Origin of the sequence: Rhodococcus sp. NPDC127527 (assembly GCF_042672245.1) — a bacterium.
Classification (GTDB): Bacteria; Actinomycetota; Actinomycetes; order Mycobacteriales; family Mycobacteriaceae; genus Rhodococcus_G.
Genome location: NZ_JBHXVP010000013.1, coordinates 26,862 through 46,652 on the forward strand (window position 1 = coordinate 26,862; position 19,791 = coordinate 46,652).

23 protein-coding genes are annotated in these 19,791 nt (G+C 69.4%); 13 read left to right on the forward strand and 10 right to left on the reverse strand.

Going from position 1 to position 19,791, the window contains the following annotated elements; translation table 11 throughout:
- Positions 1-79: 79 nt before the first annotated feature.
- From ACFVH2_RS19950 to ACFVH2_RS19965, 4 genes are all read left to right on the forward strand, one after another.
- A complete protein-coding gene (locus ACFVH2_RS19950; RefSeq protein WP_378425240.1) occupies positions 80-652 on the forward strand; it encodes a TIGR03086 family metal-binding protein in 573 nt (190 codons plus the stop codon).
- A 172-nt stretch (positions 653-824) separates the two neighbouring features.
- Positions 825-1,283 carry a MarR family winged helix-turn-helix transcriptional regulator gene (locus ACFVH2_RS19955; protein ID WP_378425238.1) on the forward strand — a complete coding sequence of 153 codons (459 nt, stop codon included), beginning with the start codon at positions 825-827 and terminating at the stop codon, positions 1,281-1,283.
- Positions 1,280-1,651: a DUF5313 family protein gene (locus ACFVH2_RS19960; protein WP_378425236.1), complete on the forward strand. Its 372-nt coding sequence runs from the start codon at positions 1,280-1,282 to the stop codon at positions 1,649-1,651. Before ACFVH2_RS19955 ends, ACFVH2_RS19960 begins: the two co-directional genes overlap by 4 nt.
- An 85-nt stretch (positions 1,652-1,736) precedes the next feature.
- Complete coding sequence (locus ACFVH2_RS19965) at positions 1,737-2,102, forward strand: hypothetical protein (RefSeq protein ID WP_378425234.1); 366 nt, start codon at positions 1,737-1,739, stop codon at positions 2,100-2,102.
- A gap of 38 nt (positions 2,103-2,140) precedes the next feature.
- Here the strand turns inward: ACFVH2_RS19965 and ACFVH2_RS19970 are convergent, their stop codons facing one another.
- Both ACFVH2_RS19970 and ACFVH2_RS19975 read right to left on the reverse strand, forming a co-directional pair.
- On the reverse strand, positions 2,141-2,449 hold the full coding sequence (locus tag ACFVH2_RS19970) for a rhodanese-like domain-containing protein (protein ID WP_378425232.1): 309 nt from the start codon (positions 2,447-2,449) through the stop codon (positions 2,141-2,143).
- Positions 2,450-2,512: 63 nt separating this feature from the next.
- Complete coding sequence (locus ACFVH2_RS19975; RefSeq protein ID WP_378425230.1) at positions 2,513-3,418, reverse strand: IclR family transcriptional regulator; 906 nt, start codon at positions 3,416-3,418, stop codon at positions 2,513-2,515.
- A gap of 184 nt (positions 3,419-3,602) precedes the next feature.
- Between ACFVH2_RS19975 and ACFVH2_RS19980 the strand changes: the two genes are divergently transcribed.
- The 5 genes from ACFVH2_RS19980 to ACFVH2_RS20000 all read left to right on the forward strand — a co-directional run bounded on the left by ACFVH2_RS19980 (position 3,603) and on the right by ACFVH2_RS20000 (position 8,048).
- Positions 3,603-4,118 (forward strand): VOC family protein, encoded by a 516-nt coding sequence (locus tag ACFVH2_RS19980; RefSeq protein WP_378425229.1) that lies wholly within the window; start codon positions 3,603-3,605, stop codon positions 4,116-4,118.
- Positions 4,119-4,160: 42 nt separating this feature from the next.
- A complete protein-coding gene (locus ACFVH2_RS19985; RefSeq protein ID WP_378425227.1) occupies positions 4,161-5,318 on the forward strand; it encodes a Rieske 2Fe-2S domain-containing protein in 1,158 nt (385 codons plus the stop codon).
- Between the two features lie 69 nt (positions 5,319-5,387).
- Positions 5,388-6,305, forward strand: a complete 918-nt coding sequence (locus tag ACFVH2_RS19990; protein ID WP_378425225.1) for an NADP-dependent oxidoreductase — start codon at positions 5,388-5,390, stop codon at positions 6,303-6,305.
- A 40-nt stretch (positions 6,306-6,345) separates the two neighbouring features.
- The gene (locus ACFVH2_RS19995) at positions 6,346-7,404 is read left to right on the forward strand and encodes a zinc-binding dehydrogenase (protein WP_378425223.1); all 1,059 of its coding nucleotides are present in this window, start codon (positions 6,346-6,348) and stop codon (positions 7,402-7,404) included.
- 146 nt (positions 7,405-7,550) lie between these two features.
- On the forward strand, positions 7,551-8,048 hold the full coding sequence (locus tag ACFVH2_RS20000) for a VOC family protein (protein WP_378425221.1): 498 nt from the start codon (positions 7,551-7,553) through the stop codon (positions 8,046-8,048).
- A gap of 27 nt (positions 8,049-8,075) precedes the next feature.
- Here ACFVH2_RS20000 and ACFVH2_RS20005 read toward each other — a convergent pair whose 3' ends face one another.
- Positions 8,076-8,831 (reverse strand): lysophospholipid acyltransferase family protein, encoded by a 756-nt coding sequence (locus ACFVH2_RS20005; RefSeq protein WP_378425219.1) that lies wholly within the window; start codon positions 8,829-8,831, stop codon positions 8,076-8,078.
- 147 nt (positions 8,832-8,978) lie between these two features.
- Here ACFVH2_RS20005 and ACFVH2_RS20010 point away from each other — a divergent pair, with 147 nt between their 5' ends.
- The gene (locus ACFVH2_RS20010; RefSeq protein WP_378425217.1) at positions 8,979-9,416 is read left to right on the forward strand and encodes a 6,7-dimethyl-8-ribityllumazine synthase; all 438 of its coding nucleotides are present in this window, start codon (positions 8,979-8,981) and stop codon (positions 9,414-9,416) included.
- Positions 9,417-9,494: 78 nt separating this feature from the next.
- Here the strand turns inward: ACFVH2_RS20010 and ACFVH2_RS20015 are convergent, their stop codons facing one another.
- On the reverse strand, positions 9,495-10,469 hold the full coding sequence (locus tag ACFVH2_RS20015) for an alpha/beta fold hydrolase (RefSeq protein WP_378425290.1): 975 nt from the start codon (positions 10,467-10,469) through the stop codon (positions 9,495-9,497).
- A 17-nt stretch (positions 10,470-10,486) separates the two neighbouring features.
- Positions 10,487-11,326 (reverse strand): alpha/beta hydrolase, encoded by an 840-nt coding sequence (locus tag ACFVH2_RS20020; RefSeq protein WP_378425215.1) that lies wholly within the window; start codon positions 11,324-11,326, stop codon positions 10,487-10,489.
- Between the two features lie 148 nt (positions 11,327-11,474).
- Here ACFVH2_RS20020 and ACFVH2_RS20025 point away from each other — a divergent pair, with 148 nt between their 5' ends.
- Positions 11,475-12,416, forward strand: a complete 942-nt coding sequence (locus ACFVH2_RS20025; RefSeq protein ID WP_378425213.1) for a DUF5996 family protein — start codon at positions 11,475-11,477, stop codon at positions 12,414-12,416.
- Positions 12,417-12,425: 9 nt separating this feature from the next.
- On the opposite strand, the gene ACFVH2_RS20030 is transcribed toward ACFVH2_RS20025, so the two are convergent.
- The 3 genes from ACFVH2_RS20030 to ACFVH2_RS20040 all read right to left on the reverse strand — a co-directional run bounded on the left by ACFVH2_RS20030 (position 12,426) and on the right by ACFVH2_RS20040 (position 15,539).
- A complete protein-coding gene (locus tag ACFVH2_RS20030; RefSeq protein ID WP_378425211.1) occupies positions 12,426-13,151 on the reverse strand; it encodes an SIMPL domain-containing protein in 726 nt (241 codons plus the stop codon).
- A 7-nt stretch (positions 13,152-13,158) separates the two neighbouring features.
- Positions 13,159-14,523 carry a hypothetical protein gene (locus tag ACFVH2_RS20035; protein WP_378425209.1) on the reverse strand — a complete coding sequence of 455 codons (1,365 nt, stop codon included), beginning with the start codon at positions 14,521-14,523 and terminating at the stop codon, positions 13,159-13,161.
- Between the two features lie 71 nt (positions 14,524-14,594).
- Positions 14,595-15,539: a cytochrome c oxidase assembly protein gene (locus tag ACFVH2_RS20040; protein WP_378425207.1), complete on the reverse strand. Its 945-nt coding sequence runs from the start codon at positions 15,537-15,539 to the stop codon at positions 14,595-14,597.
- 361 nt (positions 15,540-15,900) lie between these two features.
- Between ACFVH2_RS20040 and ACFVH2_RS20045 the strand changes: the two genes are divergently transcribed.
- Positions 15,901-17,376, forward strand: a complete 1,476-nt coding sequence (locus ACFVH2_RS20045) for an LCP family protein (protein ID WP_378425205.1) — start codon at positions 15,901-15,903, stop codon at positions 17,374-17,376.
- A 4-nt stretch (positions 17,377-17,380) separates the two neighbouring features.
- Here ACFVH2_RS20045 and ACFVH2_RS20050 read toward each other — a convergent pair whose 3' ends face one another.
- The gene (locus ACFVH2_RS20050; protein ID WP_378425203.1) at positions 17,381-18,031 is read right to left on the reverse strand and encodes a DedA family protein; all 651 of its coding nucleotides are present in this window, start codon (positions 18,029-18,031) and stop codon (positions 17,381-17,383) included.
- A gap of 9 nt (positions 18,032-18,040) precedes the next feature.
- A complete protein-coding gene (locus tag ACFVH2_RS20055; protein ID WP_378425201.1) occupies positions 18,041-18,664 on the reverse strand; it encodes a TetR/AcrR family transcriptional regulator in 624 nt (207 codons plus the stop codon).
- A 113-nt stretch (positions 18,665-18,777) separates the two neighbouring features.
- Here ACFVH2_RS20055 and ACFVH2_RS20060 point away from each other — a divergent pair, with 113 nt between their 5' ends.
- Positions 18,778-19,719 carry an NADP-dependent oxidoreductase gene (locus tag ACFVH2_RS20060; RefSeq protein WP_378425199.1) on the forward strand — a complete coding sequence of 314 codons (942 nt, stop codon included), beginning with the start codon at positions 18,778-18,780 and terminating at the stop codon, positions 19,717-19,719.
- Positions 19,720-19,791: the final 72 nt, after the last annotated feature.

A 19,791-nucleotide genomic window follows, 5' to 3' on the forward strand; every position in this document is an offset into this window, starting at 1 on the left:
ACTGCGGCGGAGCCGCCTCTTCCCCCGCTTCCGCCCGATGCAGGTTCCGCTCGGGCGCCGGCGGTGGTACGACGGATGAATGGCTCCCACCCCCGAAGACCAACTCGCCCGAGTCCTGGCCGACACGACACGGTTGGTCGCCGCCGTTCGGGACGACCAGTGGGACGCACCCACCCCGTGCACCGAGTGGACCGTCCGCCAATTGGTCGCCCACCTGGTCTCGGGCAACACAATGTTTGCCGAGGTCGTTAGCCGACGCCAGCCGGCTGGCATCCCCGGACCGCCACCAGTCGAGTCGCTCGGTTCCGACCCGGTGGCCGCCTACCGCGAGGCCGCCGACGCGGTGCTCGCGGCGTTTCGGCAACCAGGAGCGCATGAGCAGCAGATCACAGTCCCCTTCGGCACGGTCCCCGGCATCGTGGCGCTCCACCTGCGGATCACCGAGGTCCTCACCCACGGCTGGGACCTCGCCCGGGCAACCGGCCAGGAGGTCCACTTTCCGGACGCGCTGGCCGAGCAGGAGCTCGAATTCACCCGCAGCAAGCTGTCCGCCATCCCGCCCGACCGCAGCCCCTTCGGACCGCCCCAGGAGGTCGCGGACGACGCGCCCGCGATCGACCGGCTCGCCGCCTGCCTCGGTCGCCGCCCGTAACAGCCGACACCCCCACCCTCCTCCCTCTCCGTTCCACGAAGCGTTGAATGGGGGTTCATTGGCTCGTTCCGGGCCGAACCCCGCACATGAACCCCCATTCAATGGATGTGCATCACAGGATGCGCATTACAAATTTAGTTAGTGCGCGATCTATTCGTGTACGCTTCTTTCCATGACCGCAGTCGAATCGGACCCGCTCGCACTGGACCGTCAGGTCTGCTTCGCGCTGGCCGTCGCCAACCGGGCGGTGCTCGCCGTCTACCGGCCGCTGCTCGAGCCGATGGGCCTGACCCACCCGCAGTACCTGGTGATGCTCGCGCTCTGGGGCGAGGCGCCCATGTCGGTGAAGTCGATCGGCGCCGCGCTGCAACTGGACTCGCCGACGCTCTCGCCACTGCTCAAGCGGCTCGAGACCTCCGGCCTGATCACCCGCAGCCGCAGCGCCGAGGACGAACGGTCGTTGGTCGTCGACCTGACCGAGGCCGGACGCCAACTGCGCGCGCAGGCCGAACGGATCCCCCCTGCCGTCGTCGCGGCGCTCGGAGTGGGGCTGCCGCAGCTCGAGGAGCTGCACCGCGTTCTCACCGACATCAACAAGGCCGCACTCGAGGCAGGAGCACTGGAGAAATGAGCGCCACCCGACCGAACCCGTTGCAGTGGATCGCGTACGCCTGCGGCGCGCGCCTACCGGAGTCGATGAACGACTGGGTCGTCAACGACATCACCGGCGACCACTACGTGATCCGGCACCTCGTCCGAGCCCAGGTGCCGTTCGTCCCGCTGTACGTGGCCTTCATGTTCTTCCCCGGCCCGCTGTGGCTGCGCGGGGCGATGGTCCTGCTCGGGCTGTCGCTCGCGGTCTTCTACTCGGTGGTCTACATCCACCAGAACCGGGCCCGGCGGCTGCAGAAGAACGGACTGCCGATGGAACTCGACAACCCGAAGCGCCGCGCCGCCCGCGAGGCGGAGGAGAACGCCTACGACCGGGCGTGGCGCTGAGCCCGATTCGGACCCCGCACCGGGATTGCGGTCGTAGACTCTGCATCGGTCGATTTCGAAAGCCCACGCAATCGAAGGGATCCAGATGCGCTTCCTCAAGGCCGCACCTGCCGCCGCGGCCCTCGCTGCCGCGGCCGCCGTCGTCGCGGCGCCGTCCGCACAGGCGTTGACGCCGCAGACCATCTTCGGCACCGTGACCTGCCAGAACTCCGCGAGCCAGAAGTCGCGGCCGGTTGCCGCCTGGGTCGCCAGCGAGAAGGGCGAGTCCGGGCCGAGCAAGCTCAGTGACGGCGCCGGCGCCGGCTGGACCCAGAACTACACGTTCACCACCTATGACGCCGGACGCTTCAGGGTCGTCGTCGGATGCGGCGGCACTGCGCAGAATCCGGCGAAGGCCGTCGTCACCGGCTGGATGAACCCCGGCCGGCACAACCTGGTGCTGAACTACTGACACCAAGGAGCCCCCGCGGACCGCGGGGGCTCCGACTGTCAGGCCCCGGTCTCGACCGGCCGGCCCGAGGCGACCCACGCGTCGGTGCCGCCGACGACGTTGACCGCGTTGATGCCCGACGCATTCAGGAAGTTCGCAGCCTGCGCACTCCTGCCACCCATGGCACAGATCACGAACACGGTTGGCGCCGAAGGAATCTCGCCGACACGTCCGACGAACTCGCTGAGCGGGATCAGCGTCACGCCGGGCACGTGGGCCTGCGCGTACTCGTCGGCCTCGCGCACGTCGATCACCGGTGCGCCCGCCGCCAACGCCTCGTCCAGGCCAGTCAGATCCACTTGCTGCATGGGAGTCCCTCTCTCGTCGTCTCGCCCAAGCATACCCAAGGGGGTATGCATCGGGGCGTGGAGTCAGCCGCCACGGAGCGCCGACGACGCGTCGCGCGCGGCACGGACGACGGCAGCGGCCCAGTCCCGGCACTGGGCGACGGTGGCGTCCGCCCGCTCCGGGACCAGCGTCAGGGTGTACTGCTGCGCGCCGTGCCGGTCGAAGATCGGGGCACTGATGTTGGCGACGGGCAGAGTCGCCGCGCGGTCGACCGGCATCGTCGCGACGAACTCGGACCAGTCCACCGGCGGCAGGTGCCGGCGGAGCTCGTCGATCACCCTCCGCGGCATGCCGGAGACCAGCAGGCTGGCGAGGACCACGCTCGACGTGGTCGAGGCGCTCAGGCATTCGACGATGTAGCCGTGCCGGCGGCCGCTGGCGATGACGGCGCGGACCGCGTCCTCGCTCGCGGGCAGGGGTGCCAGCGGAGGGCGTTCGAGCCACGCGTCCACGATGCTGTCGTGTTCCCACGCGACGTTCACCAGGCCCAGCGGCGGCGAGAGGGGGAACCGTTCGCCGACGAGGTCGCGGCGGTCGCCCGGAATGGCGGGGCCGAGCCGGTCGAGGATCACGATCTGACCGCCGTGGACAGCCGTGAGGATGCAGCTCACTCCGAGCCGGTCGTGCAGGTCGGCCAGAAACGGGCGGACCAGATCGAGATTCGCCAGACCCGACTCGGCCGCCGACCCGAGGCGCAGCAGCGCCGGCCCGAGCCCGTACGACTTCGCGTCGTCGCGTGTAACGAACTCGGCCTCGGTCAACGCGCTGAGGATGCCCAGGCAGGTCGGCTTGTTCAGGCCGAGCGCGGCCGCGATTCGAGTGAGCGTGAGGCGCTCACTCGGCGTGTCTGCCAGCAGGTTCAGGATCTGCACGACCCGCTCGGTCGGCGGGGACTTCCGGTCGACCGAGGCCCGGGGCGAAAAGTCCACGGAACCGGCTCTTGCCGCGTCGCGTGGAGTGTGGTTAAGATCACGCGCTTCACTGAAATCTTGCATTCATATTTTGTAACACAGAGCCGCCGCGTACGGGTGGGACCTCAGCCCGAATGCCTTCCCGACTCGTCGAAGCGGCCGCCCCGACAGCTCAACCAACTCGACAACCTGAGGAGGTCCGATGAACCAGATCCCCGAACCCGCCATGCAGATCGGATACGTCGTCACCGATCTGGACAGCAGCGTCGCGCACTGGGTGGAACACGCAGGCGTGGGCCCGTGGACGGTCTTCCGGGACGTCGCACTCGAGGGCCGCTACGCGGGGCAGGACACCACGGTGACCATGGACGTCGCGATGGGCTACACGGGCGAACTCCAGATCGAGCTCATGCAGATCACCTCGTCGACTCCTTCCCCCTACGCGACCGAGTCCGGCGAGCCGAAGATCGGCCCGCACCACATCGCCTGGATCACAGACGATCTCGACGAATCCCTCGCCTCCGCACGAGAAAGGGGCCTCGAGGTGCTCTTCGCGGCGGAGGGCCCCGGCACCCGGGTCGCGTACGTCCATTCGCTCGCCCAGCCCGATGCCGTCTTCGAGTACATCCAGAGCGACGGGATGCGCGCGATGGTCGCGCACGGGATCGAGCAGGCACGCACCTGGGACGGCTCCGACCCCGTCCGACCCATCGCCTGACGTCCGCGACGCGGAACCCACATTCGACGTAAGGAACCAAGCATGACGTCCAACATCACCGACTCGGACGAGATCAGGGAGATCGAGTCCGGCAGCAATCCCACCCGCTTCGCCCGCGGCTGGCACTGCCTGGGCCTGCTGAAGACCTTCCAGGACGGTAAGCCGCACCAGATCGACGCCTTCGGCACGTCGCTGGTCGTCTTCCAGTCCGAGTCCGACGGCAAGCTCAACGTGCTCGACGCCTTCTGCCGGCACATGGGCGGCAACCTCGCACAGGGCACCGTCAAGGGCGACTCCATCGCCTGCCCGTTCCACGACTGGCGCTGGGGCGGCAACGGCAAGTGCACCGACATCCCGTACGCCCGCCGGGTCCCGCCGCTCGCCCGGACTCGTTCCTGGGTCACCCTCGAGCGCAACGGCCAACTGTTCGTCTGGCACGACCCGCAGGGCAGCAAGCCCACCGACGAGGTCGGCATCCCGGAGATCGAGGGCTACGGCACCGACGAGTGGACCGACTGGACGTGGAACACCCAGCTCGTCGAAGGCTCGCACTGCCGCGAGATCGTCGACAACAACGTGGACATGGCGCACTTCTTCTACGTGCACTACGCCTTCCCCAGGTACTTCAAGAACGTCTTCGAGGGCCACGTCGCCACCCAGATCATGCATTCCACCCCGCGCCAGGACATGGTCGTCGGCACCAGCTACGACGACCCGAACTCCGCGCTGCGGTCGGAGGCGTCCTACTACGGGCCGTCCTACATGATCGACCGCCTCTGGAGCGAGGCCAACGGGATGACGATCGAGACCATCCTGATCAACTCCCACTACCCGGTCGGCCCCGACTCCTTCGTGCTGCAGTACGGCGCGATCGTCAAGAAGATCCCCGGGCTCTCCGCCGAGGAGAACGACAGCATGGACGCCAAGTTCGTCGAGGGCGTCGAGATGGGCTTCGAGCAGGACGTCGAGATCTGGAAGAACAAGGCCCGCATCGACAACCCCCTCCTATCCGAGGAGGACGGCCCGGTCTATCAGCAGCGTCGCTGGTACCAGCAGTTCTACGTGGACGTCGAGGACGTCACCGACGACATGGTCCGCCGCTTTGAGTTCGAGATCGACACCACCCGCGCCGTGCAGAGCTGGGAGGCGGAGGTCGCCGAGAACATCGAACGCGCGGCGGCGGCGAACTCCGACGCCTGAACGCGCACCGGCGGCTCACCCGGGCCGCGCGAAGCACCTCGTTCCACATCCTCTGTCAGGAGAAACATCATGAAAGCCGTTGTGTACCAGGAGTACGGCACGCCCGCCGTACTCCAACTGTCCGAGATCGCCGATCGCCCGGTCGGCCCCGGTGACGTGCTGGTTCGCCTCGTCGCCGCGTCCGTCAATCCCGTCGACTGGAAAACGACAGCCGGGTACCTGGCGGACTACGCGCCGGTTCAGTTCCCCGCCGTCGCCGGCTCCGACCTGTCGGGGACCGTCGTCGCGATCGGTGACGACGTCACGGACTTCCGGGTCGGCGACGAGGTCATCGGGTCGGCTGCCCCCTTCGTCGGAGCGTTCTCCGAGCTCGTGCCCGTGCCGGCCGCGGTCACGGCTGCGAAGCCCACCGAGCTGAGTTTCGCCGAGGCGGCCTGCCTACCCACGGCCGGCCTCACGGCCCTGGCATGCATCCGCGCCGTCTCGCCGAAGGCCGGCGAGACGGTCGTGATCAACGGAGCCGCCGGAGGTATCGGCACCGTTGCGATCCAGCTGGCCAAGCTGGCCGGCGCGCAGGTCGTCGGAATCTGCTCGCCGCACAGCGTCGACTACGTCCGAGACCTCGGAGCCGAACCCGTCCCCTACGGCGCAGACCTGGCATTGCGCCTGCCCGCGGTCGACCCCGAAACCACCTCGCTCGTCGACACCTACGGCGGCGAGTGCCTCGCGGATCTCGTTGCTCTGGTGGGGAATCCGGAACGTGCGGTATCGGTCGCCGCACCCCAGACAGAGGCACTCGGTGGCCGCTACCTCGTTGTCACGCCGAGCGGCAACGACCTCGCGGAACTGGCCGACGCAGCGGCCGACGGACGGATCGAGGTGAAGGTGGCGCGCACCTTCCCGATTCGTGACACCCGCGCGGCCTACGAGCACCTTCTCGCGGGCGGCGTGCACGGCAAGATCGTGCTCGACGCCTCCTCCTGGTGACCCCGAGCCACAAAAGTCGAATCCACAGCTAGGAGGACCCATGCTCGGTCTGCGTCTGCACGGCGCTTCCGACGCCCGTCTGGACGAGATCCCGGAGCCCGAGATCCGTCCCGGAATGGTCAAGATCCGCATCGCCTGCACCGGAATCTGCGGTTCCGACCTCGCCCTCTACGAGACCGCTCCGGTACCGCTCGACTGGCCGCATCCGCTGATCGGCGAGCACGGACCGCACGTGCTCGGCCACGAGTTCTCCGGATATGTCACCGAGATCGGTAGCGGCGTGGCAGGAATCCCGATCGGTGCGCTGGTCGCGGTTCAGCCGAACCTGGAAGACGGCACCTGCCCCGCGTGCGTGCGAGGCGAGCCCAACCTGTGCGAGCAGAGCGCCTTCCTCGGCGTCAACGGGGGCGGCGGCGGATTCGCCGAGTACGTGGTCGCACCCGCCCCGAAGGTCTTCGTTCTCCCCGCCGGGTTCACTCCGGAGACCGGAGCCCTGATCGAACCGTTGAGCGTGGCGTGGCACGCCGTGCGTCAGAGCGGGATCGTCGAGGGCCAGACCGCACTCGTCGTCGGTGGTGGACCGATCGGCCTCGGGCTGCTCCTGTGTCTCGAGGCCCACGGGGCTGGGCGCGTCATCGTCAGCGAGGTGAGTGAGGGGCGACGCGCGCTGGCCGCAGCGCTCGGCGCCGACGCGATCGACCCGCGGGCCGTCGATCCCGTCTCGTACGCGCGAGAGGTGACCGCGGGCCAGGGCGTGGACGCGTCGTTCGACGCTGCAGGGGTGGGGAAGGCGACCTTCATGCCTGCCCTCGACGCGCTCCGGAAAGGCGGCAGAACAGTCGCGGTCGCGATGTACCACGAGGCGATCGACATCGATCCCGGCACGTTCATGGTCACCGAGAAGGTGTGTACCGGCAGCTTCGCCTACACCCGGGACGACTTCCGATCCGTCATCGACGCCGTCGCGGACGGCAGGATCGACCCGGCTCCCCTCGTCACCAGTCGCATCCGACTCGACGAGGTCCTCGACAAGGGCATCCACCTGCTCCGCGGCGAAGGACGTGACACGGAGGTGAAGGTGCTGGTCACGCAGCAGTGAGCGGACGGCGCACCCCGCCACGATCTCGGCGGGGTGCGCCCAGGGCCGGTGACTGTTCGAGAAGCGCCTCGGCTCCGCGTGGCCGCAGCCTATGGTTGCCTCAGCGGCCACCCCAACGAACAGCGTTGCCACGGAAGGAAAGTGCGATGTCATGGCTCGGGCCCGTCAGGCAGATCAGTTACACCACCGACGATCTCGACACGCTACTGAACTTCTGGGAGAAGCAGGTCGGGATCGGGCCGTGGAGCGTCTTCCGCGGGCTGACCCTCACCATGAACTACGGCGGCAGGAAGATCTCGTTGCCGGTCGACGTCGCGCTCACCGTCCACGCCGGCATGCTGGTCGAGCTGTTGCAGGCGAAGGGCGACGGCCCGTCGCCCTTCCACGACCAGGAAAATCAGCCGATCATCGGCCTGCAGCGGGTGGCAACCCTCAGCGAGAACATCGTCGAGGACACCGAGCACGCACAGCGAAACGGGCTCGAACTGTTCGCCGACGGCGCCGACGCCACAGGCCAGCGCTACTGCTACTTCCGCTCGGCCGCCGCACCCGGCATCATCCTCGAACTACTCGAGGACACCCCGTTCTTCCGCGAGTTCGTCGACCAGTTGACCGCGCGATCGCTGACGGATCGCCAGACCTGACGTCGCGGAACCGGAGCGCGTCCCGGTTCAGTACCGCGCAACCGCATCGTCGACGGCCTCCTGCAGCCCCGCCTGCACCAGTCGGGCGATCTCGGCAGGCTTGTCGGGCAGGTCCGTCACCGGCGCCGCGAAGAACACGCTGGCCCCCCGCACCGCCGCGTCGTCGGCGTGCCGGTCGACGCCGGGGCCGTAGCTGATCCCCATGTACACCAGGGCCGGACGCACGCCGAGCTTGACCGCCCGACTGGTGATGTGACCGATGCCGCTGCCGATCCGCTGGAGCCGGGCCGGGTCGTCCTCGTTGCAGGTGCCCTCCGGGAAGATGGCCAGGTCGTCGCCCCGGCGCAATCGTTCGGCGCACACGTCCATCATCCGCTGACCTGCCGCGTTGACCGCCCGCATGCCGTGGTTCTTGCCGCGGAAGACCGGGATGCTGCCCATCAGGTCGATGCGGTCCCGCCGCTTGGGCTCGGCGAACAGCTCGTCCTTTGCCAGCACCCGGGTCCGCCCGATGACAGGTCGCAGCGGGCTGCACCAGGCCGCCCCCGCCACCGTGTAGGGATCCCGCTCGGTCAGGTGATTGACGGCCAGCACAAGTCGGGTGTTCGAGCGCACCAGCTCGCGCAGCCGCTCCCGCGCGCCCTCGGCGTACCGGACCCGGGGGCGGAACCGCGCCGCGAGCGTCGCGTAGGCCGCCTTGGCGAGCAGCCGATTCTGCTGGTGGCCAAGGTAGTAGTCGTAAACCGCGTCGGAGTTCTCGAGTGTCACGCCGGGCTTGTCCATGCTCCCACTGTACGGACGCCCCGCGAATCGGCACGCTGGACGAATCCGGCTGCACACCAACCATATTCAAACCTACTGGTACGGAAACTCGGGGTCGCGGCCCTCCCCCCCTGGTGTCCCACCGTCGCCCGGCTCTAGCATCGGTGCATGAGCATTGCCTTCGTCCAGGCCACCTGGCACCGGTCCATCGTCGACCACGCGCGTGACGCCTTCACCGCGCGGTGGCGTGAGCTCGGCCACGACCCGTCCGAGATCGAGTACTTCGAGACCCCCGGCGCCTTCGAGATCCCGCTGCACGCGCAGCGCCTCGCCCGCACCGGCCGGTTCTCCGCGATCGTCGCCGCGGGCCTGGTCGTCGACGGCGGCATCTACCGGCACGAGTTCGTCGCGTCGGCCGTCATCGACGGTCTGATGCGAGTGCAGCTCGACACCGACGTCCCGGTGTTCTCCGCGGTGCTCACCCCGCACCACTTCCACGAGCATGCCGATCACGCCGACTTCTTCACCGCGCACTTCGACAAGAAGGGTGCCGAGGTGGCCGACGCCTGCTCCGGCACGCTCGCCTCGCTCGCAACCATCGAGTAGCCCCGCGCCACGCCTCCCGAATGGCCCATTCGTTCACTCTGACCGAACGAATGGGCCATTCGGGAAGGTCGCGGGAGGTCAGCCGGGCAGGCCAGTCAGGAACTCGAGCATCGCCGCGTTCACCTCGGCGGGCTTCTCCATCTGCACGAAGTGCCCGGCGCCGTCGATCACGTGGGTCGACACCAGTCCCGGTACCAGCCTCCGCATCGCGGCGAACGGATCCCGGCCCATCATCTCCAGCACTGGATCCTTCGCGCCGGCGATGAAGGTCACCGGCAACTCGATCGGACGGTCGTGCAGGCTCTCGTTCTGCGCCCACACCGCGTCCTCGGCGCGGTACCAGTTCAGCCCGCCGGTGAATCCGGTCCGGCCGAACTCGCCCACGTAGTACGCGAACTCGCCCTCACTGAGCCAGTTCCACGGCAGCGCAGGCGGTTCCGGCAGCACGTCGAGGTAGCCGTTGCCCTCGGACGGGAAGTCCCAGCAGTCGAGGTAGCGGTTCGCGCCGCTGAGCGCGTGGAAGATCTTCGCGAGGAACTCCCGCGGATGCTCCCCCAGTTCTCGGTCCGCGACACCCCGCTCCTGGAAGTAGTGCACGTGCGCGAAGTGCTGGGAGGCGAGGTACGCGAACCCGACGCTCGGCCGGACCGGCAGTCGCGGGGTGCGGGGCACGCTCAGTTGCATCAGCGCCGACACCCGGCCGGGCGCCCAGGCGGGCAGATCCCACACCAGGTGCGCACCGAAGTCGTGGCCGGCGAACACCGCCTGGTCGATGTCGAGCGCGTCGAGCAGTCCGACCATGTCCCCGACCGTGTGCGGACGGTCGTACTCGCCCGGGTCCACGGGCGCGCTGGTGCCGCCGTATCCGCGCATGTCGGGCGCGATCACCCGATAGCCGGCCGAGGAGAGCGCCTCGATCTGATGCCGCCAGGTGAACCAGAGCCCGGGAAATCCGTGGCACAGCACCACCGGCCGTCCCGTGCCCTGCTCGGCGACGTGCATGTCGATCCCGTTCAGCGCGACGGTGCGATGAGTCAACTGCGACACGGCGATACCTTCCTACGACCGGTTCAGTTCTTCAACCGCGGCCGCAGCCATCCGACCAGGTCATCGAGCACCTGTTCGCGCTCGGGCTCGTTGAACACCTCGTGGTACAGCCCCGGGTACTCCGTGTAGGTCAGGTCGTCCGAGCCGACGGTCGCGGCGATCATGCGACTACCGTTGACGTTGACCAGGCCGTCCTCGCTGCCGTGCAGCAACAGCAGCGGGATCCGCAGGGTCGGCAGCCGCTCGGGCAGCGACTCCGCGTTGACGATCAGCCCGCGCGCGATCCCGGCGGGAACCTTTCCGTGGTGCACCAGCGGGTCGGCCTTGTACGCGGCGACGACTGCCGGGTCGCGGGAGACCAGGTTGGCGTCGAGCGACTGCACGGGCAGCGACGGGAGGACGCGCCCGACGACCTTGCCGACCTCGACGACGACGCCGGGTACCCCGGTGGTCACGTCCACTGCGGGTCCGGACAGGATCAACCCGGTCAGCAGATCCTGGTGGTCGAGGGCGTAGGACAGCGCGATGGCACCGCCCATGCTGTGGCCGAGCAGGTAGAGGTCGAGGCCTCGGTGTTCGGTGGTCGCGATGCCGACGAGCCGGTGCAGATCGTCGGTGAAGTCCGTCCAGGCCTTGAGTTCGACGCGCTTGCCGCCGGACCGTCCGTGCCCGCGATGGTCGGGCGCGTACACCGCGAGACCGAGCCCGACCAGTCGCTCCACCACGTGGTCGTAGCGGCGGGCGTGCTCGCCGAACCCGTGCGCGAGCACCAGCACCGCGACGGGCGGGCCGTCCGGGGTCCAGACGTCGTATTCGATGCGGGTGCCGTGATTGCCGATGAACGAGGACTCGGTGTGTGCCACGGGTCGAGCTTAGGCCGCGATCGGCGGGGACGGCCGGTATTGACTCGCGCCCTGCCGAACTGCGCCGACGGTGGATAGACTCGGGTCGTCGAACCACGCTCCAGCTGAATCCGAACGACCGGTGACCGATCACCCGGACGGAGGCACGGTGAACGAGCACAACCCGACCACCCCGGCATGGCCCGCGCTACGCGTGGCCGACTGGACCGAGACCCGCGACACGTTGCACATGTGGACCCAGATTGTCGGGAAGGTCCGATTGTCTCTCTCGCCCCTGGTCAATCACTGGTGGCAGGTGACGTCGTACGTCACCGCGCGCGGACTGAGCACCGGCGCGATCCCGTACGGCACCCGGGCCCTGGACATCGAGTTCGACTTCTGCAGCAACCAGCTGCACCTGAGGACCAGCGACGGTGGCGCGGGTGCGGTTGCGCTGGAACCGAAGTCGGTCGCACAGTTCCACACCGAGACCATGCAGGCACTCGCCGACCTCGGGATCGAGGTGCACATCCAGTCCACCCCCAACGAGGTCGAGCCGGCCATCCCGTTCGCCGAGGACACCGTGCACTGCGCCTACGACCCCGATGCGGCGCGCCTGTTCTGGAGTCAACTGGTGCAGGCCGACCGCGTCTTCAGGACGTTCCGCTCCCACTTCGTCGGCAAGGTCAGTCCCGTGCACTTCTTCTGGGGTGCACTGGATCTGGCGTGCACCCGGTTCTCCGGCCGGTCCGCACCGACTCATCCGGGCGGGGCCCCCAACTGTGGCGACTGGGTGATGGTCGAGGGGTATTCGCACGAGCTGAGCAGCTGCGGCTTCTGGCCGGGCGGCGGCGAGGAGGGCGCCTTCTACTCGTACGCCTACCCGGCGCCGGACGGCTTCGCCGACTACCCGGTCGGCCCACGGGATGCCTTCTACAGCACCGAGTTCCAGCAGTTCCTGCTCCCCTACGAGGCGGTGCGGAAGGCGGCCGACCCGGACGCCACGGTGCTGGAGTTCCTGCACGACACCTACCGCGCCGCCGCCGACCTGGGGAACTGGGACCGGTCCACCCTCGAGTGCGATCCGGACCGGTGGGACGCGGTGCGCTGAGCCGAAGGGTCAGTCGACGTCGTAGACGACCTCGACGGTAACGGCGACTTCCTGACTGCCCGGCTCGACCGGCGTGGGAACGCGGTCGGCGGACATGGCCGCCCCCGGCATCGGCGTCGGTCCGCCTGCCGGCATCTCGGTGATCGACCGGACCGCACCGAGACCCACCCCGGCGGCCGACGCGATCTGATCGGCCTGCGCCTGCGCCTGCTTGACCGCCCGGGACCGGGCCTGTTCGCGCAGCTCGCCGTCGTCGGCGATGGAGAAGCTGGTCTGCTGCACGCGTACCGCGTCGCCCGCCGCGGCGGCCGCCGCGTCGATCAGCTCGCCCGACCGACCGATGTCGTGCACGGTCGCGGTCACCTGGTTACCGACCTGGTAGCCGGTGATCGTGCCGTCGGGACCGTAGGTCGGCTGCACGGACAGCCCGCTGGTCTGGATGTCCTTGGCGTCGACACCCTTCGACTTCAGCGAGTCCACGAGGGCGGTCGCCTTCTCCGCGTTGGCGGCCAGCGCCCCGTTGGCGTCGGCGCCCCGCGTTTGCACGCCGAGCGTCACCGTCAGGGTGTCGGGGGTGCCGGTCGCCTTCCCGGTGGCCTGGGTGCTGATGCCGGGCGGCGGTCCGCCGGCACCCACCGTCGCTTCGGTGCCGCACCCCGCCACCGTCAGTGCGCACACCGCGGCGGCCGCCGCCACGCTCAGGGTCCGGGTGGTCGCGTTCCGTGTGGTCGGCATTGCCCCACTATGACGCATCCACCGAGTTCGCCACGGGATTAACGGACACCGGGCGCCCGCGTCGCAGCGACCACACCAGGGCGCACGCGAGCAGCATCGTGGTGACGGCGAAACCGATCGCCGCATTGCGCGCGGTCAGGATCCCCGGGTCCGCGGCTCCGCCGGTCTGGACGACCGACACCGGCGAACTGAGCACTGCCGAAATCTGTTGCTGCTGAGCCGCATTGCGCACCGGAATTGCACCAACACCCTTGCCGAGCTGATCGCTGAGCTGAGCCGACACGGTCTTGAGCTGCGTGATGCCGGTCAGGATCTGACTCTTGGTCTCACCCAGCATCGCGGGCGCCTGCTCCGCGATCGGCCCGATCCCGGCCTGCAACTGCTCGCCCGCACTGCTCAGCTGCGCCGACACGTCCCGCAACTGGTCGAATCCGCTGCGCACCGCGTCACCGAGGTCGGTGTCCGGACCGACGCCCGCGCCCAGCAACGAGGTGACGGACTTCAGCTGTGCGGACACTTGGCCGAGGTCGGCGGCCGTGCGCTCGAGGGTCCCGGCCACGTTGGCGGTGTCCAGCCCGGATGCACGCAGGGCCTTCGTCGCCGCGCCGAGCCCGTCCTGCAGTCGTGCCGTGCCCGTGGTGAGGTCCCCGATGGTGACGCCGAGCGAGGACAGCCGGTCGGACAGCTCGCCCGCCGGTCCGCTCGCCTGCCCGACCATCCCCGACACCTTGCCCGCGACGTCCACCAGCTGGTTGGCGCCGTCGTTTGCGGTCTTCAGGTACGGCAGCACGGAATCGACGCTGCCGAGCAGCTGCTGGGCCTGCGTGTCCGCGGCGCCGGTCGCGGTCGCGAGCACCTGGGCGGGCAGCAGGGTCTGCTGCAGCTGACTGCGCGCCGAGGACATGCCGCTGAGCAGGTTCTTGATGCCGTTCGCGCCGGTCTGCTCCGAGACCGTCGTCATCAGAGCGGACATCGCGTCGGCGTCGCCGGCCGAGCCGCCGTTGCGGTGCACGGACAGCTGAGCCTGGCGGGGCGCGGTCGTGCCGAGGGAGGCCACCGTCGCGGAGAAGTCCTCGGGGATGGTCACCGACGCGAGGTACTTCGAGTCCGTGGCGGCCTCCGCGTCGACGACCTCCCAGTCGAACGCGTCCGACTCCTGCAGCGAGGCGACCACCTGGTCGCCGGTCCGCACCTGCTTGCCCGCCGTCACCGTCCCCGCGTCCTGGTTCACGATCGCGACGACCCTGCCCGCGGAGCGGTCCGACCCGATCCACAAGGCCGCACCCGCCGCCACGACCAGCAACGTCACGACCAGCGCCAGACCCGGCCACCACCGGCGTAGACGGGACGGATTCACATGTGCGGCAACCATACTCCCGAACCTACTGGGGATATGTGGGGCGACGGTGGCAGGGGTATGAGATTTCTCTGTGGCCGGTCGACCTACCGCCTCCGGAATCGCTCCTGCATCTGCGGGTCCTGTTCCCACCACAGGCCCGGAGCATCCGCCGTGACGGGAGTGCGCACGAGCTCCCCCGCGTCCAGTTCGGCGTCGACCGCCTCGGCCTGCGCCCGGTCGTCGAGACTGAACGCCCGCATCAGCACCAGCAGGAACGGGATGCCGATCACGTCGCCGAGCAGCCACAGGATGCCGGCGCCGATCGCCTGGTCGGTGCGCCGGTCCGGACCCCAGCTGCGCGCGAACTGCTGGTAGTACTCCGCCGCGATCTCCGGCCCGAGCCAGATGACGATGCCGAGCACCCCGTCCCCGAGCACCTCGACGACCGTGATCGCCAGCGAGATCATCTGGGAGTACCGGTGCGGCACCGGGTCGACCTGCAGCCGGGAGTAGAAGTAGCCGAACCCGACGCCCACCAGCACCAGCCGGGTCACCTGGTCCACACCCTGATGTTCGAGCACCGCCGGGTACCACCCGGTGAGGTAGAGCAGCCACGGCGTCGCGAGCATCGCCAGCGACGTCGTGGCGGGATAGGTGAGGGCTCGCGCGGCCCGGCTGCCCACGACCGTGTCCACCCGCGCCCGGCCGGTCTCGCCCAGGCTGGCGCGCAGGACCGTGACGGGCTTGCCCAGCGCCAGACCGAACGGGACCACGAACAGCAGCAGCACCACCTGCAGCGCCCGCACCCAGAACAGGGTGTCGGCGTACACCCCGACGAAGCTGAGCGCGGCGACCAGCCACACCCCGCAGCCGAGGAGCAGGAAGCAGAGCAACCGACCCCTGCCGACGCCCTCGCCGCGGCGCGCGGCCGTCGCGTACGCGCGCCAGTAGCCGGCTGTGAGTGCCGTCACCACCGCGAGGGTCGGGACGTCCCACCGCCAGGACGTGGCGGCGGTGGACAACGTCAGCGGGACATCGACGAACGACACCGCACCAGTGTGCCCGGTCGAGCGCGCCCCACCAATCCCCAGTTTCTCGGAATATCCTGTGTCACAGACTGATTCAACAGCACACCAACGCATCGTCAACGGATGGGCAACTCGCCTCGCGATTGTCGACGGTGGATCGTAAGGCCAGGTAAAGGAGTTCCCAGGCCCTGGCGACCACCGTCGCCCGCCCGGCCGAGGCCGTCGGGACGTCCCGACGTCGATGGGTACCGTGGCCTTCGTGTCGTACTCCTCCACCTCGGCGTCGCCGGGTCGCCCCGGGCCGCGTCGGGCCCACGGGCGCGCCAGGCACAGCCGGCAACCGAGGCGGAACGTCGAGCGCTCACCCGTCGGCCTCCGAGGGATGCGCATCGCGGCCGGAACGATGTCGGCCGTGGTGCTGGCCGGCGTCGGAATCGGCTGGGCCGCGCAGGCCGGCCTGACCTCGGGGATGTACACCTCCGACGCCCTGAACGCGCTCGCACCCGACGCCCCTCGGTCGGTGCACGGTGACACGAACATCCTGCTCATCGGCCTGGACAGCCGCAAGGCGATGGACGGCAGCGACCTGCCCGCACAGTTCGTCACCGACAAGCTGCACGCGGGCGACAGCGATGTCGGCGGATACAACACCAACACCCTGTTGCTGCTGCACGTGCCGGGCGACGGCAGCAGGGCCAGCGCGGCGGCGATCCCGCGCGACGACTACGTCAACGTCCCCGGCTACGGCATGCGCAAGATCAAGGAGGCGTACGGGCTCGCGAAGGCGGACGAGGAGACGCGGCTGCGCGGCACGGGGGTCACCGACCCCGCCGATCTCGAGCAGCGCTCCCGCGAGGTCGGACGGAAGTCCACGCTGACCACCGTGCAGAATCTGCTGCACGTGCCGATCGACCACTTCGCCGAGGTCAACCTCATCGGCTTCTACAACATCGCCCAGGCCCTCGGCCCCCTCCAGGTGTGCCTCAACGCGCCCGTGCACGACGACTACTCGGGGGCGAACTTCCCCGCGGGCAAGCAGACCCTCGATCCCTCGCAGGCGCTCGCATTCGTGCGGCAGCGGCACGGGCTCGACAACGGCGACCTCGACCGTACCCACCGTCAGCAGGCGTTCATCTCCGCCGTCATCTCCAACCTGAAGTCGACGGGTGTCATCGGCAACCTCGGCAAGATGCAGGGTCTGGTCGACGTGGCGAAGAAGGACATCGTCATCGACTCCGGGATGGACCCGGTGAAGTTCGCCTCGCAGGCGACCAATCTCACCGGCGGCGACCTGGACTTCTACACCCTGCCCATCGAGGGGTACGCGACGGTCGACGGCCAGGACGTCAACAAGGTGGACGTCACCCGGCTGCGCACCGAGGTGAGCCGGCTCTTCGCCACCGGCGACGCGACCGGCTGGCCGACCACGACCGCCGCGGTGCCCAAGCCGTCCGGGCACGAGACCGTCGACGTGGTCAACGGCACCGACCACGCGGGGCTGGCCGCCTCGACCGCGTCCGAGATGGCGAACCTCGGGTACCGGACCGGCACGCTGTCCACCGGCGCCGCCGTCACCACGACCAGCGTGCGGTACGGCGGCGGCGGCGAGGGCCTGGCCGGGACGCTCGCCGACCGGTACGGCGTCACCGCCGTCGCCGATTCCGCGCTGCCCGCGAACCGGGTCGCGCTCACGCTCGGGCCGGACAGCATCGGCGTCGACCTCACCCCGCCGACCACCCAGGTTCCGCCGACCACCCGCACGGCGGGTTCCGCTGCTGCCCCCGCGCCGGCCGCCCCGACCGCCGGTCCGCAGGGCGCGCCGATCGCCGCCGACCAGGGCACCCCCTGCGTCGACTGACGGGTCACGCTCCCCCGGTGAGTGCGCCCTCGGCCGCGGCCGATTCCGCAGCGGCGGTCAGGCTCGCGGCGCGCCGCCGGCGCAACCACCAGATCGCCACCGCGACAGCAACCCCCGCGATCAGGACACCGGTGCCGCCCACCGCCTTCTCGATCTTCTCGTAGGAGTTTCCGGCCGCGAACCCGAGCAGCACGTTCCCGGCACCGAAGCCCAGTGCCGCAACGGAATTGAAGGCCAGGAAGCGGCGATAGGACATCCCACTGATCCCCGCGAGCGGGGGCATCACGGTGCGGATGAACGCAACGAACCGTCCGACGAACACGGCAGGCCCGCCGTGCCTGCGCAGCAGCTCCTGCGCCCCGTCGAGCCGTCGGCGCCCGGTCAGGAACGGCAGCTGCAGGATGCGCGGGCCGACGCGGCGACCGATCCCGAAGCCGACGGTGTCGCCCAACACCGCCGCGGTGACCACGAGCACGATCATCAGCCACAGCTGCGCGTGGGTCTGACTCGCGACGACGCCGCCGACGATCGCCGCGGTCTCGCCCGGGACGAAGAAGCCGAGCAGGAGCGCGTCCTCGGTGAACACCAGCCCCGAGACCACCGCGTACACCACCAGGGAGTCGAGGGTCTGCAGTCGCTCGAGGAGGGCATTCACCGGGCCGCCTCAGATCTGTCCGGGTAAGCGATCGACGGGCGGTCCGCCGAGTTCGAGGAATCCGGCACCGACTGCCGCGAACCCGTCCCGGACCAGGTCGGTGAACTGGTCGGGACCCCGCCGCGGATCCCAGGAGCGGTACGCGGCGTGCACGATCGCGAAGGCGACATTGACCACCAGGGTGACCCGGTAGGCGTCGTCGTCCGCGGCCAGCCGCTGCGCCACCCAACCGCGAACGAAGGTCCGGAACGGTTCGCTCGACGCCCACGCGGACTGGAACAGTGCCGGGCACTGCTCGATCATGCTCTTGCGCAGCAACAGTTTCGAACCGTCGCGCCCGGCGCAGCCGACGACGATCTCCCGCAACGACTCCCACATCGGCTCGTCCGCGGGCCGGGCCTGCGCCAGCGTGCGCCAACGCACGGCGTCCTCGGGGTCCGGGTCGAGCAGCAGCGATTCCTTGGACTCGAAGTAGTTGAACAGGGTGCTCTTGGAGACGTTCGCCGCAGCGGCGATCTCCTCGACGCTCACCGCGTCGAACCCCCGGGCCGAGACGAGCTCCACGGCGGCGGACCGCAGCGAACGCCACGTCTCCAGCTTCTTCGCCGCACGCAGGCCCGATGGGGTGGTCATGGTTCCAGAATAGACCCGAACTTGCACCGAGTACAAAATTGTTCTTGGTGCAGGAAGATCGTCGGGTGCCGTGGTCCGGAATAGACCACAGCCGCCCGGTCGTTGGCCAGGACATGGCCAATTCGGTGGTAGCGACAGCGTTCGGAGGGCCCGAAGTCCTCACCGTGATCGACGATCAGGTGCCGGCTCCCGGCCCCGGAGAGGTGCAGGTCGAACTCCGCGCCGCAGGCGTCAACCCCTTCGACTACAAGTCGTACAGCGGCGCCTTCGGCTCCGACCCCGGCACCCTGCCGGTCCGCCCCGGGCTCGAGGGGGCGGGTGTGGTCGTCGCGGTCGGCGACGGTGCGGCCGGGCCCGCGGGACCGCTCTCGGTGGGCGACGAGGTGATCGTCAACCCCGGCAAGGGTTCCTACACGCAGCTGCTGAACCTCGACGCGGGTGACGTGCTGCCGAAGCCGCCCTCACTGTCGTGGGAGCAGGCCGCCGGACTTCTCGTCACCGGCACGACCGCAGTCGACGCGCTGACCACCGCCCAGATCACGTCCGGCGACACCCTGCTGGTCCACGGCGCGGCCGGCGCGGTCGGCGCGATGGCCGTCCAACTGGCGGTCGCACGCGGGGCCACGGTTATCGGCACAGCCCGCGAGTCCAAACACGACTACCTGCGCGGCCTCGGCGCGGTCCCCGTCGCGTACGGCGACGGACTGCTGGACCGGGTACGGGCCGCCGCCCCGAACGGGGTCGACGCCGCGTTCGACACCGCCGGCACCGACGAGGCGGTCGACGCCTCGCTCGCCCTCGTGCCGGACCGCAACCGCATCGTCACCATCGTCGCGTTCGGCCGGGCCGCGCAGGACGGCTTCCCGGCGATCGGCGGGGGCAGCCCCGAGAGCGCCCGGATCCGCCAGGAGGCCAGGTCCGAGCTGGTCGAACTCGCCGGACGAGGCCAGCTCGACGTTCTCGTCGCGAAGACCTTCCCACTCGAGGCCGCCGCGCAGGCGCACACCGAACTGCAGAGCCCGCATCCGAGCGGAAAGTTCGTGCTGCTGCCCTGACCCTGCCGCCTCTCGACCACACACACCTTCTGTCGAGATCACACGTGCGTTTCCCGTCCAGCGCGGGTGTGA

What these genes read in the sequence shown, in the direction of transcription:
- ACFVH2_RS19950 (WP_378425240.1), top strand. Translation starts at nt 80, where the DNA reads ATGGCTCCCACCCCCGAAGACCAACTCGCCCGAGTCCTGGCCGACACG.
- ACFVH2_RS19955 (WP_378425238.1), top strand. Translation starts at nt 825, where the DNA reads ATGACCGCAGTCGAATCGGACCCGCTCGCACTGGACCGTCAGGTCTGC.
- ACFVH2_RS19960 (WP_378425236.1), top strand. Translation starts at nt 1,280, where the DNA reads ATGAGCGCCACCCGACCGAACCCGTTGCAGTGGATCGCGTACGCCTGC.
- ACFVH2_RS19965 (WP_378425234.1), top strand. Translation starts at nt 1,737, where the DNA reads ATGCGCTTCCTCAAGGCCGCACCTGCCGCCGCGGCCCTCGCTGCCGCG.
- ACFVH2_RS19970 (WP_378425232.1), bottom strand. Translation starts at nt 2,449, where the DNA reads ATGCAGCAAGTGGATCTGACTGGCCTGGACGAGGCGTTGGCGGCGGGC.
- ACFVH2_RS19980 (WP_378425229.1), top strand. Translation starts at nt 3,603, where the DNA reads ATGAACCAGATCCCCGAACCCGCCATGCAGATCGGATACGTCGTCACC.
- ACFVH2_RS19985 (WP_378425227.1), top strand. Translation starts at nt 4,161, where the DNA reads ATGACGTCCAACATCACCGACTCGGACGAGATCAGGGAGATCGAGTCC.
- ACFVH2_RS19990 (WP_378425225.1), top strand. Translation starts at nt 5,388, where the DNA reads ATGAAAGCCGTTGTGTACCAGGAGTACGGCACGCCCGCCGTACTCCAA.
- ACFVH2_RS19995 (WP_378425223.1), top strand. Translation starts at nt 6,346, where the DNA reads ATGCTCGGTCTGCGTCTGCACGGCGCTTCCGACGCCCGTCTGGACGAG.
- ACFVH2_RS20000 (WP_378425221.1), top strand. Translation starts at nt 7,551, where the DNA reads ATGTCATGGCTCGGGCCCGTCAGGCAGATCAGTTACACCACCGACGAT.
- ACFVH2_RS20005 (WP_378425219.1), bottom strand. Translation starts at nt 8,831, where the DNA reads ATGGACAAGCCCGGCGTGACACTCGAGAACTCCGACGCGGTTTACGAC.
- ACFVH2_RS20010 (WP_378425217.1), top strand. Translation starts at nt 8,979, where the DNA reads ATGAGCATTGCCTTCGTCCAGGCCACCTGGCACCGGTCCATCGTCGAC.
- ACFVH2_RS20030 (WP_378425211.1), bottom strand. Translation starts at nt 13,151, where the DNA reads ATGCCGACCACACGGAACGCGACCACCCGGACCCTGAGCGTGGCGGCG.
- ACFVH2_RS20035 (WP_378425209.1), bottom strand. Translation starts at nt 14,523, where the DNA reads ATGGTTGCCGCACATGTGAATCCGTCCCGTCTACGCCGGTGGTGGCCG.
- ACFVH2_RS20045 (WP_378425205.1), top strand. Translation starts at nt 15,901, where the DNA reads ATGCGCATCGCGGCCGGAACGATGTCGGCCGTGGTGCTGGCCGGCGTC.
- ACFVH2_RS20055 (WP_378425201.1), bottom strand. Translation starts at nt 18,664, where the DNA reads ATGACCACCCCATCGGGCCTGCGTGCGGCGAAGAAGCTGGAGACGTGG.
- ACFVH2_RS20060 (WP_378425199.1), top strand. Translation starts at nt 18,778, where the DNA reads ATGGCCAATTCGGTGGTAGCGACAGCGTTCGGAGGGCCCGAAGTCCTC.